This is a genomic window from Pantoea sp. X-Soil-YNGN-844, from assembly GCF_059730595.1.
Map to the genome: position 1 here is coordinate 1,289,433 of NZ_AP036007.1, position 15,680 is coordinate 1,305,112.

The 15,680-nt window shown below is 53.4% G+C and carries 14 protein-coding genes; 8 read left to right on the forward strand and 6 right to left on the reverse strand.

Features of this window, described 5'->3' with window-relative positions; all coding sequences use genetic code 11:
• Positions 1–78 precede the first annotated feature (78 nt).
• The 3 genes from glnH to rhtA all read right to left on the reverse strand — a co-directional run bounded on the left by glnH (position 79) and on the right by rhtA (position 2,888).
• A complete protein-coding gene (gene glnH / locus AC6I8C_RS05880; protein WP_013357249.1) occupies positions 79–825 on the reverse strand; it encodes a glutamine ABC transporter substrate-binding protein GlnH in 747 nt (248 codons plus the stop codon).
• 318 nt (positions 826–1,143) lie between these two features.
• Positions 1,144–1,647 carry a DNA starvation/stationary phase protection protein Dps gene (dps, locus tag AC6I8C_RS05885; protein WP_497821886.1) on the reverse strand — a complete coding sequence of 168 codons (504 nt, stop codon included), beginning with the start codon at positions 1,645–1,647 and terminating at the stop codon, positions 1,144–1,146.
• A 326-nt stretch (positions 1,648–1,973) separates the two neighbouring features.
• The gene (gene rhtA / locus AC6I8C_RS05890; RefSeq protein ID WP_033731969.1) at positions 1,974–2,888 is read right to left on the reverse strand and encodes a threonine/homoserine exporter RhtA; all 915 of its coding nucleotides are present in this window, start codon (positions 2,886–2,888) and stop codon (positions 1,974–1,976) included.
• 368 nt (positions 2,889–3,256) lie between these two features.
• On the opposite strand from rhtA, the gene ompX reads away from it, so the two are divergent.
• A complete protein-coding gene (gene ompX / locus AC6I8C_RS05895) occupies positions 3,257–3,769 on the forward strand; it encodes an outer membrane protein OmpX (protein ID WP_013357252.1) in 513 nt (170 codons plus the stop codon).
• Between the two features lie 240 nt (positions 3,770–4,009).
• Here ompX and AC6I8C_RS05900 read toward each other — a convergent pair whose 3' ends face one another.
• Positions 4,010–4,201 carry a hypothetical protein gene (locus AC6I8C_RS05900; RefSeq protein WP_033782439.1) on the reverse strand — a complete coding sequence of 64 codons (192 nt, stop codon included), beginning with the start codon at positions 4,199–4,201 and terminating at the stop codon, positions 4,010–4,012.
• Positions 4,202–4,454: 253 nt separating this feature from the next.
• On the opposite strand from AC6I8C_RS05900, the gene mntR reads away from it, so the two are divergent.
• The 7 genes from mntR to AC6I8C_RS05935 all read left to right on the forward strand — a co-directional run bounded on the left by mntR (position 4,455) and on the right by AC6I8C_RS05935 (position 13,475).
• Complete coding sequence (gene mntR / locus AC6I8C_RS05905; protein ID WP_010254350.1) at positions 4,455–4,913, forward strand: manganese-binding transcriptional regulator MntR; 459 nt, start codon at positions 4,455–4,457, stop codon at positions 4,911–4,913.
• A 20-nt stretch (positions 4,914–4,933) separates the two neighbouring features.
• Positions 4,934–6,043 carry an SLC13 family permease gene (locus AC6I8C_RS05910; RefSeq protein WP_107319456.1) on the forward strand — a complete coding sequence of 370 codons (1,110 nt, stop codon included), beginning with the start codon at positions 4,934–4,936 and terminating at the stop codon, positions 6,041–6,043.
• Between the two features lie 149 nt (positions 6,044–6,192).
• A complete protein-coding gene (locus tag AC6I8C_RS05915) occupies positions 6,193–7,338 on the forward strand; it encodes an HlyD family secretion protein (protein WP_033782445.1) in 1,146 nt (381 codons plus the stop codon).
• The gene (locus AC6I8C_RS05920; protein ID WP_013357256.1) at positions 7,335–8,903 is read left to right on the forward strand and encodes a DHA2 family efflux MFS transporter permease subunit; all 1,569 of its coding nucleotides are present in this window, start codon (positions 7,335–7,337) and stop codon (positions 8,901–8,903) included. Before AC6I8C_RS05915 ends, AC6I8C_RS05920 begins: the two co-directional genes overlap by 4 nt.
• A gap of 1 nt (position 8,904) precedes the next feature.
• Positions 8,905–10,434, forward strand: a complete 1,530-nt coding sequence (locus AC6I8C_RS05925; RefSeq protein ID WP_497821887.1) for an efflux transporter outer membrane subunit — start codon at positions 8,905–8,907, stop codon at positions 10,432–10,434.
• Positions 10,435–11,302: 868 nt separating this feature from the next.
• The gene (locus AC6I8C_RS05930) at positions 11,303–11,704 is read left to right on the forward strand and encodes an H-NS family histone-like protein (RefSeq protein ID WP_003850507.1); all 402 of its coding nucleotides are present in this window, start codon (positions 11,303–11,305) and stop codon (positions 11,702–11,704) included.
• 178 nt (positions 11,705–11,882) lie between these two features.
• On the forward strand, positions 11,883–13,475 hold the full coding sequence (locus tag AC6I8C_RS05935; RefSeq protein WP_033782451.1) for an ABC-F family ATPase: 1,593 nt from the start codon (positions 11,883–11,885) through the stop codon (positions 13,473–13,475).
• A gap of 125 nt (positions 13,476–13,600) precedes the next feature.
• Here the strand turns inward: AC6I8C_RS05935 and moeB are convergent, their stop codons facing one another.
• Positions 13,601–14,377 carry a molybdopterin-synthase adenylyltransferase MoeB gene (moeB, locus tag AC6I8C_RS05940; RefSeq protein WP_497821888.1) on the reverse strand — a complete coding sequence of 259 codons (777 nt, stop codon included), beginning with the start codon at positions 14,375–14,377 and terminating at the stop codon, positions 13,601–13,603.
• Positions 14,378–15,613 carry a molybdopterin molybdotransferase MoeA gene (gene moeA, locus AC6I8C_RS05945; protein WP_497821889.1) on the reverse strand — a complete coding sequence of 412 codons (1,236 nt, stop codon included), beginning with the start codon at positions 15,611–15,613 and terminating at the stop codon, positions 14,378–14,380.
• Between the last annotated feature and the right edge of the window lie 67 nt (positions 15,614–15,680).

The following is a 15,680-nucleotide window of genomic DNA, read 5'->3' on the forward strand; positions in this document are numbered from 1 at the left end:
GGTGTCACTCCAGATATGTTGCGATGGAAAAAAGCAGGGAAAAAGTTTCCCTGCTGAAATCAGATAACGGGCAAATTATTATTTAGGTTCAGTGCCGAACCATTTTTTATAAAGCGTGTTGTAGGTGCCGTTCTCTTTCAGGGTTTTCAGTGCGCCGTTTACCTTCTCACGTAAATCGTCGCTGCCTTTCGGGAAGGCGATGCCATACTGCTGCGCTTCAATTGAATCGCCTACCGCTTTAAAGCGGCCTTTACCGGCGGTGTGGATGAAGTACAGGATGTTTGGCGTGTCATGCAGCACCGCGTCTGCACGGTTGGTGCCCAGCTCCATGTAAGCGCTGTCGATGTTCGGGAACTGACGCAAATCTTTAGACTTGATGTTGGCTTTGGCGTATTCCACAGAGCCGGTGCCGCTTTTCACTGCGACGACTTTACCGTTCAGATCGCTGATGCCTTTGATGTTGTTTTCATTGTTACGCACCATCACCTGCAGACCGCTTTTGTAATAGCCATCAGAGAACTCGATCGCTTTTTTACGTTCTTCGGTAATGGTGATACCCGCCAGTGCCAGATCGACATTGCGCGTTTGCAGTGCAGGGATAATGCCGCTGAAGTCCATTGGCTTCAGGGTGTAATCGAGCTTCAGCTCTTTCGCAATGGCATCCCACAGATCCACGTCAAAGCCGACATACTTGTCACCCTGTTTGAATTCAAACGGAACAAAGGCGGTATCGGTAGCGACGACCAGCTTCTTTTCTGCTGCGGTGGAAGAGAGGGAGAAGGCCAGCGCCAGCGCGGCCACAGAAACTTTTAACAGTGACTTCATCATTTTTCCTTTTTTACTACCAGGCGGCAGGGCCTGCGTTTGCGGCTTGTCATATGAAAGAATTATGCCAACTTTGCAAAATCCGCGAAATCAGAGAGTTAAATAACACAGCTGACACGATTTTGCAGTTAATTCTGCCATTGCACCTTATTGGTGCTCAACTTTGGTGCAGATAACTGTTTTGGTGCAAGCGGTAGTTTGCCTCAGATGTTAAGGCTGTGAAGCGGGGGAGGAAAGAACTGTTAACAGGGTCATAAAATTGCGGTAACACAGGCGTAAAAAAGGCGGGTTTCCCCGCCTGATTGAGTGCAATACGTGTTATTCAATATTGGCTTCGATGAACCACAGGAATTTGTCCAGATCGCGCGATGCCGCAGTAAAGATGTCAGCGGTATCTTCGTCTTTCACTTCTGAAATCGCTTTGCGGGTATCGTTCGCCACAATGCTGAAACGATCGGCCAGCGCTTTCAGATGATCCTGCACACTGTGGATATTCAGCGGATAGCTTTTCAGCGGAGTCTTGTCATTCACAACCTGCGTGGTGCCCAGCGCCACGCCGCCCAGCTGAACCACACGCTCGGCAATGGTGTCCTGATGGTCAGTAATCGTGGTGCGGAAGCCATCCAGCATCTCATGCACACCGATAAAATTAGCACCGCGCATGTTCCAGTGCGCCTGCTTAGTGATCAATGACAGGTCAATAAACTCGACTACCAGACGGTTCAACACCGCGATGGTGGCTTTCTTCTCATCTTCGGCCACGTCGTTGCGGGTATAAATCAGGTCAGAAGATTTCGTTTTAACCAATTTAGCGGTACTCATCGTTTCGGTCCTCTCTTTGATGGTTGTCCTAATCAAGTACTTGATAAGTATAGCAGCGCTTTTGAGCTTTGCAGAAACGACTTTGACGATGGATGAAATAGCGTGCGTCTTTAATTAAAGGCCGGGCTGGGCGAGCAAGGTTAAAGCTATGTTAAAATATAACTATTATTAAATAGCTTTTTAAATCATAACGTTATAATGAGTTGTAAATAACAGGTAAATGACTGTTTCAAAATAGGATGAGCCGTAAAGCGCAGCGGTTAAGAATAATTCTCATGCTGAGCATGATTGTTATTTCGCCCGCCAGCGTGGCGGGCTGAAATCGCTTATTTATGCCTGTCGTCTGATAATTCAACGCTGCTTAACTGACTCTTTTTCGGACGCATAGTCAGTGTTGAACCGGCTGAGGCGATGATGATGGCCAGCAGCGCCAGCCACTGAAGCCCGGTCAGCGTTTCACCCAGAAACAGCATGCCGGAAAAGGCGGCCATGGCGGGTTCAAGACTCATCAGCGTGCCGAAAATGCGCGCCGGTAAGCGGGTGAGGGCGATCATCTCCAGTGAATAGGGAATGGCGCTGGAAAGCAGCGCGACCAGCAACGCGATTGGCATAACCGCCCATGTCCAGATGCCGCTTTCGGCGAACGTCAGCCCAAGCGGCACAAAAATGACCGAGGCGATCAGCGAACCGATGGCTACGGTTGCGGGGCCATGCTCTGCACCTGCCCGTTGTCCCGCAAGGATATAGATCGCCCAACAGGCACCCGCCCCCACTGCCAGCGCTGCGCCCAGCGGGTCAATCGCGGTCATGTCTGTACCAAACGGCAGCAGGAACCACAGGCCAATCACCGCCAGTAACACCCAGACAAAATCCAGTGGCCGGCGCGATCCAAATAGCGCCAGCGCCAACGGGCCGGTAAATTCCAGTCCCACCGCCACGCCCAGTGGCACGGTGCGAATCGCCAGATAAAACGTGAAATTCATGGTGCCCAGAGCCAGTCCATACATCAGGAGGGGCAGACGCTGCTCCCGGCTGAAGCGTAAACGCCAGGGCTTGAAAATGACGCAGAGTATCAGGGTACCAAAGCCCAGGCGCAGTGCGGTAATCCCGGTGGCACCTACAGAAGGAAACAGGCTTTTTGCCAGTGAAGCGCCGCCCTGCAGCGACAGCATCGCAATCAGTAGTACGGCAATCGGCATGACTATCGGGGCAAGATTTTTGGAAGCGGGAGAGGCAGACATCCTGTGTACTTTTCCTGGTCAAAAACGTAATGAGTCAGCCAGTGTAAAGGAAATAGCGGGCAAAGAATCACGGAATCGCGTTTTAAATCTGACTTAACTGAGCAAATTTTGGCCAGAATCAGGGCCATTTAGGTAAAGAAATGTCAGGATTTTTTAGGATTTAACTTAAAGCACGAAATGAGCACAAAATGATTATTGCAGAAAGATGACGGATTTTATAAGAAAAATGAATGACATAGGATGTCGCATTAACTTCCTGTTACACCAAACTTTCTGTTAGACAACAAAATCCGGGCAGAGTTTCTCGCTATTTTTTGTTATATTTTCAGCGTTGTCAGGAGAGAAGTATTTTCACATTTGAGGTGGTTATGAAAAAAATTGCATGTCTTTCAGCATTAGCCTGTGTACTGGCAGTATCTGCAGGTTCAGCAATGGCACAGAGCACCGTAACTGGTGGCTATGCTCAGAGCGACTATCAGGGCGTGGCTAACAAAGCTAACGGCTTCAACCTGAAATACCGCTACGAAGACGGTTCTAACCCACTGGGTTGGATCGGTTCATTCACCTACACTGAAAAAGATCGTACCGAAGCTGGCATCTACAATAAAGGCCAGTACTACGGTGTGACCGGTGGTCCAGCTTTCCGTCTGAACGACTGGGCTAGCATCTACGGTGTTGTGGGTATCGGCTACGGTAAATTCCAGCAGAACGATACTGCATCACGCGCTAAAACTGATTCAAGCGACGTAGGCTTCTCCTACGGTGCAGGTCTGCAGTTTAACCCAATTCAGGACGTTGCGCTGGACGTTGGTTACGAGCAGAGCCGTATCCGTAACGTTGACGTTGGCACCTGGATTGCTGGCGTAGGTTACAGCTTCTAAGTTTAGCTTAGCTGACCTGCAAAAAAACGGCCCCTTGTGGGCCGTTTTTTATTGTGCTGATTTTGCCCCGCTCGCCTTCATCCCGAACCGATCTCCGATGGCTTCTGCTATCTACAGCCGATAACCAGCCGTAGCTGTTAATGCCGTAAGGCATAAAGTTTTCGTGGGCAAATAAGAAAAAGGGATGAAAAAGAGGGGAGTAAGCCTCTCAGCCGCTGGCTGAAAGGCGCTGAATCAGGATTAGCCGCGCCAGATCAGATTCTGGCAGCGACGATCGGCAGGCTTATGGCCCAGCAGCTTTTCAATCAACATCAGACGCAGTGTGAACGGGGAACGCGTCAGCAGGCACAGCCAGGATTTCATCTCCGTGGTTGTTTTTTTCTCAGCCTGGAAGCATTTGCTGCAATCTAAGCAACATTTCAGGGTGCTCATAGAATCACCTCCCAATCATTGTCGACGCGGTAGTCAGCAGCCTGCGGTGAGAAACATCATCACACCGGCGCAACAGAGGATCAACCGGGATCCCGCTTTTTGCTGCTTACATTATCAACAAATATAGCACTGGCTATATTGTTTAGCCAAGCCTAATGACGAAAAATTTGAGCTTCTTTGCGGCTGGTTTACAATGAGCGCAGCTAAATCCGTATAGCAGTGTCAATACGGGAAATAATAATGAGGAAGCTGAATGAGTCGTCGTGCTAAAAGCGTGGTTTCTGCGCCAAAAGGACCACTGAAAGATATTGAAGAGCATGTCGAAGGTTTTCGGCAGGTGCGTGAAGCGCATCGTCGGGAATTAATTGATGACTACGTTGAGTTAATCTCTGATTTAATTGGTGAATTTGGCGAAGCTCGTCAGGTCGATATGGCGGCCCGTCTGGGCGTTTCGCAACCGACCGTGGCGAAAATGCTGAAGCGCCTTGGCAGTGCCGGGCTGGTTGAGCAGGTGCCTTACCGCGGTGTTTTCCTGACCGGTGAAGGCGAAAAGCTGGCAGAAGAGAGCCGCGCCCGTCATCATATTGTTGAAAGTTTTCTGCTGGCGTTAGGCATCAGCCCCGAAACGGCCCGACGCGATTCAGAAGGTATTGAGCATCACGTCAGTGATGAAACGCTGGCTGTATTTAAGAAGTTCTCCGAAACCCGTTAACGCTAAGGCGTACCCTCACCATGCCTCAACTGCTTCGATCTTTTTTGCATGACTCTATTTTGCATTTATTAATCGTGATTGGTGTAGTTCTGGCATTTCTGGCGGATTTCCGCTGGGCCGATCTGCCCGGTGCCGTAGACTGGCATACCATCATCACGCTCACCGGGTTGTTGATTCTGACCAAAGGGCTGGAAACCAGTGGCTACTTTGACGTGCTGGGGGGACGGCTAATTGCGCGCTTCCGGCACGAACGGGCGCTTGCACTCTTTATGGTGCTGGCTGCGGCGTTGCTCTCGACGTTTTTAACCAACGATGTGGCGCTGTTCATTCTGGTGCCGCTGACGCTGACGCTGCGTAAGTTCTCACGTTTACCGATCTCGCGACTGATTATTTTTGAGGCGCTGGCGGTTAATGCCGGATCGCTGCTGACGCCGGTTGGCAATCCGCAGAACATTCTGTTGTGGAGCCACGGCAAGCTGAGCGTGGTGGCATTTATCGTGCAGATGCTGCCACTGGCCGCCTGGCTGCTGCTGAGTCTGGTGGTGTTAACCTGGTTCAGCTTTTCAAAGCGGTCGATTGATAAGCATGACAACCCGGAACAGCCGCAGTGGCAGAAGCCGCTGTTTATCGTAAGCGTCGTGTTGTACCTGCTGTTTATTGCCGGTCTGGAGCTGGAGATCACTGGCTGGATACTGCTGCTGATCCTCGCCACTTTCCTGGTGATGGCACGTCCGGTGCTGCTGCGCATCGACTGGAGCCTGCTGGCGGTGTTTATCGCCATGTTTATTGACGTCTTCCTGCTGACGCGTCTGCCGGTAATGCAGGCGCACTTTGATGCGGTAGCGCATTTCGGCCAGGGACAGCTCTATCTGCTGGCGATTGGTCTGTCTCAGGTGATCAGCAACGTCCCGGCAACGATTCTGCTGCTGCAAAAAGTACCGCCGACGGATGTGCTCGCCTGGGCCGTCAACATTGGCGGCTTCGGTCTGCTGCCGGGATCGCTTGCTAACCTCATTGCCCTGCGCATGGCGAAAGACAAAGCTGTCTGGTGGCAATTCCATCTCTTTTCCCTTCCTCTGCTGGCCTGGTCAATGGCCAGCGGCTGGCTGCTGTTGCAGTTACTCCATTAGCCCGGACGCATCCTGCTACGCCCATCAAGTGGCAGGATGTGCGCCATTCCTCAAGTTTCGTAAAGTTGCACTGGATTTTGTCAATTTCCGAGATAAGGTTAACAGGACCTTTATGCCCGGAATCAGGGCCTTAGCCAGTGATGGGAACTATGAGCGAGAATAACCAACGCGATCAACACCAGCAGGACGCAGATAACGCGACGGACAAAAGCCGTCAGTCAGAGGAAAATCAGGACAACGACCAGCAGCCTGAGCGTAAACGCCCCGGTAAAAAGCCGCTGATTATTCTGGCGGTGGTGGTGGTGGTTATGCTGATTGTCGGATTCTGGTTCTGGTTCTCTACCCGCAATATTGAAACCACCGATGACGCCTTTACTGAAGGCGATGCCGTTACCATTGCGCCTAAAGCGTCCGGCTATGTCGTGAAGCTGCTGGTAAAAGATAACCAGCGGGTGAAGAAGGGCGATCTGCTGGTGGAAATCGATCCCAGTGATAACCGTGCTCAGCGTGAACAGGCTAATGCGCAGCTTGGCTTAGCGGTCGCACAGCTGCATCAGGCGCAGGCACAGCTGGCGCTGTCAAAAGTACAGTATCCGGCACAGCGCGATCAGGCGCTGGCGGACCAGGCGAAAGCAGAAGCGAACCTGCTAAACGCGCAGGCCGATTATCGTCGCCAGCGTGGCGTTGACCCGCGTGCGACCAGTCAGCGTAATATCGACAGCGCGTCCGCGCAGTTACGTTCGGCGCAGGCGCAGTTACAAAGCGCGAAAGCGCAGGTTGAAGTTGCGTCACAGGTCGCCCTGCAGATTCGTCAGCAGGAGACCAATGTTGAAGCGCGTCAGCAACAGGTTGAGCAGGCAAAGGCGCAGTTAAGTACAGCCGATCTGAATCTCTCCTATACCCAGGTTCGTGCGCCTTATGACGGGTTCATTACTAAACGTAACGTTCAGCTGGGCACCCTGGTGCAGGCCGGTTCCTCTCTGTTCTCGCTGGTCTCACCTGAGATCTGGGTTACGGCGAACTTTAAAGAGTCTCAGCTGCAACGGATGAATCCGGGCGACAAAGTGGACATCAGCGTCGATGCCTGGCCGGATATGAAGCTGGAAGGGCATGTCGACAGTATTCAGATGGGTTCCGGTTCGCGCTTCTCAACCTTCCCGTCAGAAAACGCCACCGGTAACTACGTGAAAATCGTTCAGCGCGTGCCGGTGAAAATCGTTATCGATAAGGGCCTTGATCCGAACCATCCGCTGCCGCTGGGTCTCTCGGTTGAACCGAAGGTAACCGTGGAATGAGTACGGCGCAGAGCTGGAAACCCGCCAGTAATCCGTGGTTAGTGGCGATCACGGTGACGCTGGCGGTGTTTATGGAGATCCTCGACACCACCATCGTTAACGTGGCGCTGCCACATATCGCCGGTTCGCTCTCTTCCAGTTACGATGAGTCAACCTGGGTGCTGACCTCCTATCTGGTGGCAAACGGCATCGTGCTGCCTATCTCTGCGTTCTTCAGCCGGCTGTTTGGCCGTAAACAGTTTTTCCTGATCTGCATCGTGATGTTTACCATCTGCTCGTTCCTGTGCGGTATTGCCACGGAACTCTGGCAAATCATTCTGTTCCGCGTGCTGCAGGGCTTTTTTGGCGGCGGATTGCAGCCGGTTCAGCAGTCCGTGCTGCTGGACTACTTCAAGCCGGAAGATCGCGGCAAGGCGTTTGGTCTCTCCTCTATCGCCATTATTGTCGCGCCGGTTATTGGTCCGACATTGGGTGGCTGGATTACTGATAACTACAGCTGGCGCTGGGTCTTCTTTATTAACATTCCGGTCGGCGTGCTGACCGTGCTGGCCATTTATCAGTTGCTGGAAGATCCACCGTGGGAGCGTAAATGGGCCAAAGGCAAACTGAAGATCGATTACATCGGTATCAGTCTGATTACGCTGGGGCTGGGTTGCCTGCAGGTTATGCTGGATCGTGGAGAAGATGAGGACTGGTTCGCTTCACACTTTATCGTGCTGTTCGCGGTGCTGGCGCTGGTCGGCATCGTCGGTGCCATCTACTGGCTGATGTATGCCCGTAAGCCGGTGGTCGATATTCTGGTGATGAAAGACCGCAACTTCTGGGTGGCTGGCCTGCTGATGGCTGGGATGGCGATGATTCTCTATGGCAGCTCCGTGGTGTTGCCACAGCTGGCGCAGCAGGATCTGGGGTACACCGCCACCTGGTCAGGGCTGGTGCTGTCGCCTGGCGCAGTGCTGATTGTATTGACGATTCCGCTGGTGCTGAAACTGATGCCGATTGTACAGACGCGATACATCATCGCGTTTGGCTTCAGCTGTCTGGCCGTGGCGTTTCTCTACTCCTCCACCTTAACGCCCAATGTCGATTTTAAAACATTGGTGTTGATGCGCAGCGCGCAGTCGATCGGGCTGGGTTTCCTGTTTGTCCCGCTCACGACTATCGCCTTTGTCACCATTCCGCAGCGGCTTAATGCTGACGCCTCGGCGCTGTTTACCATGTTCCGTAACGTGGCCGGATCGATTGGGATCTCGCTGTCGACCGCGGCCATCACCGAACGCGAGCAGGTACGCTCGGCGCATATGGTGCATAACATGACGCCGCTGAACGAGCCGTTCAACATTACGCTTCAGCACTGGGCGCAGGCGATACGTGATTTTACCTCGGCGGTGGGTGATCCCGTTACGCTGGCAACCGGACAGCTCTATCAGGAGATGATTGCGCAGTCGCGCATCCTCGCTTACATCGATGTCTTCTCAGGCCTGAGTATTGTCGCCCTGATTCTGATTCCATTTTGCTGGCTGCTTTCGCCGATTAAGAGCGAAGGCAGTGCAGGAGCACACTAACATGAAGGTTTATTTCTCTCATCGCCTGAAACCCCTGAGTTTACTGCTGGCCCTGGGGCTGGCAGGCTGCGCCGTCGGACCTGACTATGAGGCACCGAAACCCGCCGTGCCGGGCAGCTACAACACGCTGGATTCGCAGGAGGCGTCAAAACCGCAAACTGCCGCCATTAATTCACGCTGGTGGCGCAGCTTTAACGATCCACAGCTCGATAGCCTGATTGAGCGGGCGATTGCGGGCAACCTGAGCCTGCAGCAGACGGTGCTGCGCATTGCCGGGGCGCGTGAACAGCTGACACAGGCGCAGGGGAGTCTGTTCCCGAGTCTGAACGGTTCGGCCAAAGTGACGCGACAGCAGCTTGGACTTAAAGGCTTGCTGAAATCCAATGGCGCGACCGATCAGCTCGACAGCAACGTGGCCAGCCAGCTCAATGGCCTGACCCAGCCGGTTAACCTTTATCAGGGTAGCTTTGATGCCAGCTGGGAACTTGATCTGTGGGGCAAAGTGCGCCGTCAGGTTGAGGCCGCTAATGCCCAGCAGCAGGCGGCGATAGAGCAGCGCAATGATGCGCTGGTCTCACTGGAAGCCGAAGTAGCGCGAGCCTGGCTGCAGCTGCGAGGCGCGCAGAGCACCATTCAGACGCTGCAGCAGCAGATTGAGGTAGCGCAGCAGACCACCGAGCTTACGCAGAGTCAGCAGCAGAATGGACTGGCACCGCTGACCGATGTGGAAAATGCCCGAGCCCAGCTCAGCACGCTGCAGGCGCAACTGCCGCAGTATCAGTCACAGGCACGACAGGCGATGAACGGGCTGGCGGTGCTGCTTGGTAAAACGCCGGGTGCGCTGGATGCTGAACTCAGTACGCCAAAAGCGTTACCACCGCTACCGCAGTTTGTCCCGGTGGGTATTCCCTCCACGCTGGCACGTCGTCGTCCCGATATTCGTCAGGCTGAAGCGACGCTGCATGCTCAAACCGCTGAGATCGGCGTGTCTGTGGCGCAGCTTTTCCCGAGCCTGTCACTGACGGGTCAGCTGGGCGTGCGCAATACCGACGTCAGCTATCTGGATAACTGGAGCAGCCATTTCTACAGTTACGGCCCGTCGCTGTCGATTCCGATCTTCCAGGGTGGGCAGCTGGTGTCGAGCGTCAAACTCGCCCGGGCACAGCAGGCCAGCGCCGCACTGGATTACCGTCAGACGGTGCTGACGGCATTGCAGGATGTGGAGAATGCGCTGGTCAGCTATCGCGCCGATCAGCAGCGTGTCACTGCGCTGGATGAGACGACCGGTGCCCTTCAGCGCGCCTTTGATCTCGCCAGCGACAGTTACCGGCAGGGGCTTTCAACCTTCCTTGAGGTGCTGGATGCACAGCGTCAGCTGGCACAGGCGCAGGAGCAGGCGACACAGGCGCGGATGCAGAGCGCACTTGATTTAGTTGCGCTCTATAAAGCGCTGGGCGGCGGCTGGGAAACGTATCAGAACGTTGAGATGCCGCAATATCCGGTATTTGGCCCGGCCACCCAGGCAAATTAGTCCTCTGGCGGTCGCTGCCTCTGTGCAGTAACCGCCCTTAATCTTTCTTCCTGTCAGCATTACGTCAGAGGCTGACAGCCTCTCACGGCGATTGATGATTATCTAACCTGTTGAATAACCGGGTGTCTCACCGACGCTCTGCCCGACACAGGCAGCAGAAAATAAACGCGTGATAAGCACAGGGTTATTTTAAGCAACCGAGAAGCAACGTTATTTTTATGTTGCTGGTCTATTCTGATTCAGCTTTTTGAACTCTGTCACCTTCCTGAATTTATTTCCTGAACGGATTTTTTAAGTCGCCTCATGAGCAGGCAGGTAACCCGGGCGCAACTATTCCTCCGCCTGCGTCAGGCAGAACTGTTATTGCACAGCTGAGGGAACTGCGAATAATCTGACTCTGCTGCTAAACGCAGCGGCAAAAAAAAGTTAACAGATAGCAGTGGGCATTATTAAAAATTCATCAGGGCGTTAATTATTTTGGGCTATTTAACGGCCTTGAGGGCGATTTTTAAGCATAATCTGTAAGCTGGTGTGACTGAGATCGCGATCAGAGCATGTTTTTAATCGGCTATCAGCAGGTGCGCATCCGTAAATAATGATGCTGTAAAAACCCACTTTAGGAGATAAGGTAAACGGTCAGCTTTCGGTATAAAGCCTCTGAAATCGTTTTCAACAATGGAACCGGAGCACGATTTGTTGTTAATTCAGCGTTAATAAAACGTCAGGCACTGCCGATTTTAATAGTGCTGTTTTGTCTGAATTAATACTTAAGAATTATCTGTAGCGTAAAAATAATTTATTTTTTTATTTGAATTAGGTAATCTTGGCGCTACAGTTTTATTAACCCCCCTTAATCAAGGACATTGTGATGAGTGACGCATTTAAAGTACTGAACAATATTCGCACATTACGTGCCCAGGCTCGTGAACTGCCACTGACCGATCTTGAAGAGATCCTGGAAAAATTAACCGTTGTTGTTACTGAGCGCCGCGAAGAAGCAGAAGCGGAAGAGACGCAGAATCGCGAAAAAGAAGAAAAGCTGTCTAAATATCGCGAAATGCTGCTGGCTGACGGCATCGATCCTAATGAATTATTAGGTGCGCTGGAAAGCGGAAAAAAACGCACCAAGCGTGCGCCGCGTCCGGCTAAATATTCTTACACCGATGAAAACGGTGAGCAGAAATCATGGACAGGTCAGGGTCGCACCCCGGCAGCGATTAAAAAAGCGCTGGATTCCGGTAAAAGCCTGGACAGTTTCCTGATCGATTGATCAACACAATCCTTGTAAGTGGGAGCCGGGGGGCCATTAGGGTCCTCCGGCTTTTTTATTTCTGTCGGGATATCAATCACCCCGCCAGGAATCCACGCCTGACGCTGGCGTGCGCTGCGTCACATCTGGCATAATAGCCGCCGTTTTTTCATCCATTCTCTTCACAAAGGTCAATGCCGTGTTAGTTAGCAGCAACATCACCATGCAGTTTGGCAGCAAGCCACTGTTCGAAAATATCTCCGTTAAATTTGGCGGCGGTAATCGTTACGGTTTAATCGGTGCGAACGGCAGCGGAAAATCCACCTTCATGAAGATTTTGGGTGGCGATCTGGTGCCTTCAGGCGGCAACGTCTCTTACGATCCCAACGAGCGCATTGGTAAGTTGCGTCAGGATCAGTTCGCCTTTGAACAATTCAGCGTGCTGGACACCGTTATCATGGGTCACCATGAATTATGGGAAGTAAAGCAGGAGCGCGACCGCATTTATTCTTTGCCAGAAATGAGCGAAGAAGAGGGATATAAAGTCGGCGATCTTGAAGCGCTTTACGGTGAGATGGATGGCTATAGCGCCGAGTCGCGTGCCGGTGAATTATTACTCGGCGTCGGCATTCCGGTTGAACAGCATTATGGCCCGATGAGCGAAATCGCCCCGGGCTTTAAATTGCGTGTGCTGCTGGCGCAGGCGCTGTTTTCTAATCCCGATATTTTGTTACTCGACGAACCGACGAACAACCTGGACATCGATACGATTCGCTGGCTGGAGCAGGTGCTGAACGAGCGTGACAGCACGATGATTATCATTTCGCATGACCGTCACTTCCTTAATATGGTCTGCACCCACATGGCCGATTTGGATTATGGCGAGCTGCGGGTTTATTCCGGTAATTATGACGAATATATGACCGCGGCAACGCAGGCACGTGAACGTCTGTTATCTGATAATGCCAAGAAGAAAGCGCAGATTGCTGACTTACAATCGTTCGTCAGTCGTTTTAGCGCCAACGCCTCTAAATCACGTCAGGCGACTTCACGTGCTAAGCAGATGGATAAAATTAAACTGGATGAAGTGAAAGCCTCCAGTCGTCAGAACCCGTTTATCCGTTTTGAGCAGGACAAGAAACTGTTCCGTAATGCGCTGGAAGTGGAAGGATTAACCAAAGGATTTGATAACGGTCCGCTGTTTAAGAATTTAAATCTGCTGCTGGAAGTGGGCGAAAAGCTGGCGGTAATCGGTGCCAACGGTATTGGTAAATCGACGCTGTTGAAATCGCTGGTGGGTCAGCTTACGCCAGATAATGGCACGGTTAAATGGTCAGAGAATGCGCGTATTGGTTATTACGCTCAGGATCACGCCGATGATTTTGCCAATGATCTGACGGTATTTGACTGGATGAGTCAGTGGAAACAGCCGGGCGATGATGAGCAGACCATTCGCGGTATTCTCGGTCGTCTGCTGTTTTCGCAGGATGATATTAAGAAGCCGGCAAAAGTGCTTTCCGGTGGTGAGAAGGGTCGTATGCTGTTCGGTAAGCTGATGATGGAAAAACCGAACATCCTGATTATGGATGAGCCGACCAACCACCTCGATATGGAGTCGATTGAATCGCTCAATATGGCGCTGGAGATGTATGAAGGCACGCTGGTGTTTGTTTCGCATGACCGCGAATTTGTCAGCTCGCTGGCAACCCGCGTGATTGAGCTGAAAGCAGACAAGGTGGTGGACTTCACCGGTAATTACGAAGATTACCTGCGCAGTCAGGGTATTGTCTGATAAAAACCGGGGTGGCGCAGGCCACCCCGGTTTTTTTGCCCCGTGGTGCTGAGCGCCCATTGATAGATTAAGCGACTTTCCGATCTGACCGTGTTTCCGAAGCGGGTAAGATCTCATCGCTGTGCTCAAAAATCAGATGTTTTGCTATCCCCACCGCCACACACTTCACAATGCGCGTCCTGCGCCACTTTCATGCTGCGGAACTCCGCGCTCATCGCATCGTACATCAGCAACCGGCTGGTGGCGGGCGCGCCAAAGGATGTCAGCACTTTAATGGCTTCCATCGCCTGCATCGCACCAATCACACCCACCAGCGGGGCCATAACGCCTGCTTCCACGCAGCTCAGGGTCTGTTCGCCAAACAGGCGGCTGATGCAACGATAACAGGGGGTGCCAGGCTGCCAGTTGAATACGCTGATCTGACCTTCCATCCGAATCGCGGCGCCTGAAACCAGTGGCACCCGCTGCTGTCGGCAGAGCCGGTTAAGCTGCTCACGAACCGCAACATTGTCAGTGCAGTCCAGCACCACCTGCTGTTGGGCAATCAGCGCCAGCAGCGCCGCATCGTCCAGCTGTCCATTAACCGGATGCAGCTGGCAGTGCGGATTGATGGCGGCCAGGCTTTGCGCGGCAGAGTCCACTTTGGCGCGGCCAATATCCGCGTCATGATGCAGGATCTGCCGTTGCAGGTTCGAGTGCGACACGGTATCGAAGTCCAGCAGCGTCAGATTGCCGACGCCGGCAGAAGCAAGGTAGGGCGCAGCCGCGCAGCCCAGCCCGCCCAGCCCGACGACCAGCGCGTGACTGGCTTTCAGCCGCTCCTGCCCGTCAAAATCAAAGCCGCGCAGAACAATCTGTCGGTTGTAGCGCAGCATCTCCTCATCACTTAATTCGGGCAGCATTTACGCCTCCAGCAGGGCGTTGAATGGTTCCACCTCGACCCATTCACCCGGTTCCACGTTGCCACGATCCCGTTCCAGCACAATAAAGCAGTTCGCCTGGGCAAAAGAGCTGAAGACGTGCGAACCCTGCATTCCGGTGGTCTCTACCTCCAGTTCACCCTGTGCGTTCTGGCGCAGGATGCCGCGCTGGAAGTCGAGCCGGCCCGGTGACTTTTTCAGGCGCGAGGCGCAGCGCACTTTCTGACGGGGTGGCAAGGCGGATTTCTGCTGGCCCGTGAGGGTGGCAAGCAGCGGCTGCACCAGTTGATAGAAAGTGACGGCGGCGGAGACCGGGTTACCCGGCAGGCCACAGAACCAGCTGCTGTTGAGGCGGCCAAAGGCAAACGGCTTGCCGGGCTTGATCGCCAGCTTCCAGAAACTGATGGCACCGAGCTCTTCCAGCATGCTTTTGGTGAAATCCGCTTCACCCACAGAAACGCCGCCGGTGCTGATCACCACATCGGCCTGCCGATCGGCTTCCTCAAATGCGGCGCGCAGAGCAGCGGGATCGTCTTTGATAATGCCAAGGTCGATGACTTCGCAGCCCAGCTTATGCAGCATCAGCGAGACGGCAAAACGGTTGGTGTCATAAATCTGGCCGTCTGCCAGCGGCTCACCGACTGGCTGAAGTTCATCACCTGTGGAGAAGATAGCGACCCGCAGTTTTCGCAGCACGCTGACCTGCGCGATGCCCAGCGAGGCGAGCAGCGGCAGCTCGGCGGCACCCAGACGCGTACCCGCTTCCAGCACTACATGGCCCGGCTGAATATCATCACCGGTCAGGCGAATATTTTGTCCCTGACGCACCGGCGCGTTAATGACAATCGCATCGCCCTGAGCTTCGGTCTGCTCCTGCATCACTACCGCTTCACAGCCTGCGGGCACCGGCGCACCGGTCATGATGCGAATCACGCTGCCCTGTGGCCACTCACCGCTGAACGGCGCGCCAGCAAAGGCCTTGCCTGCCACGGGAAGCGGCTGTCCGCTGCTGACATCGGCCAGCCTGACGGCGTAGCCGTCCATCGCGGAGTTATCAAAGGGCGGCACGGCAATCGGTGAGGTGACTGCGGTTGCGGTGATGCGCCCGACCGCCTCGGCCAGCGACACGCTCAGTGAGTCGGTGACGGGCGTCAGCTGTGACAGCATTTTTTGTTGCGCCTCCTCAAGGGAGATCAAACCTGCAGTAAAACTTTCCATGAACAGTCCAGCCTGGTTATGTCAGATGCTGCCTATTATGGTGGGAATTGGTCGCTGAGTCACATCG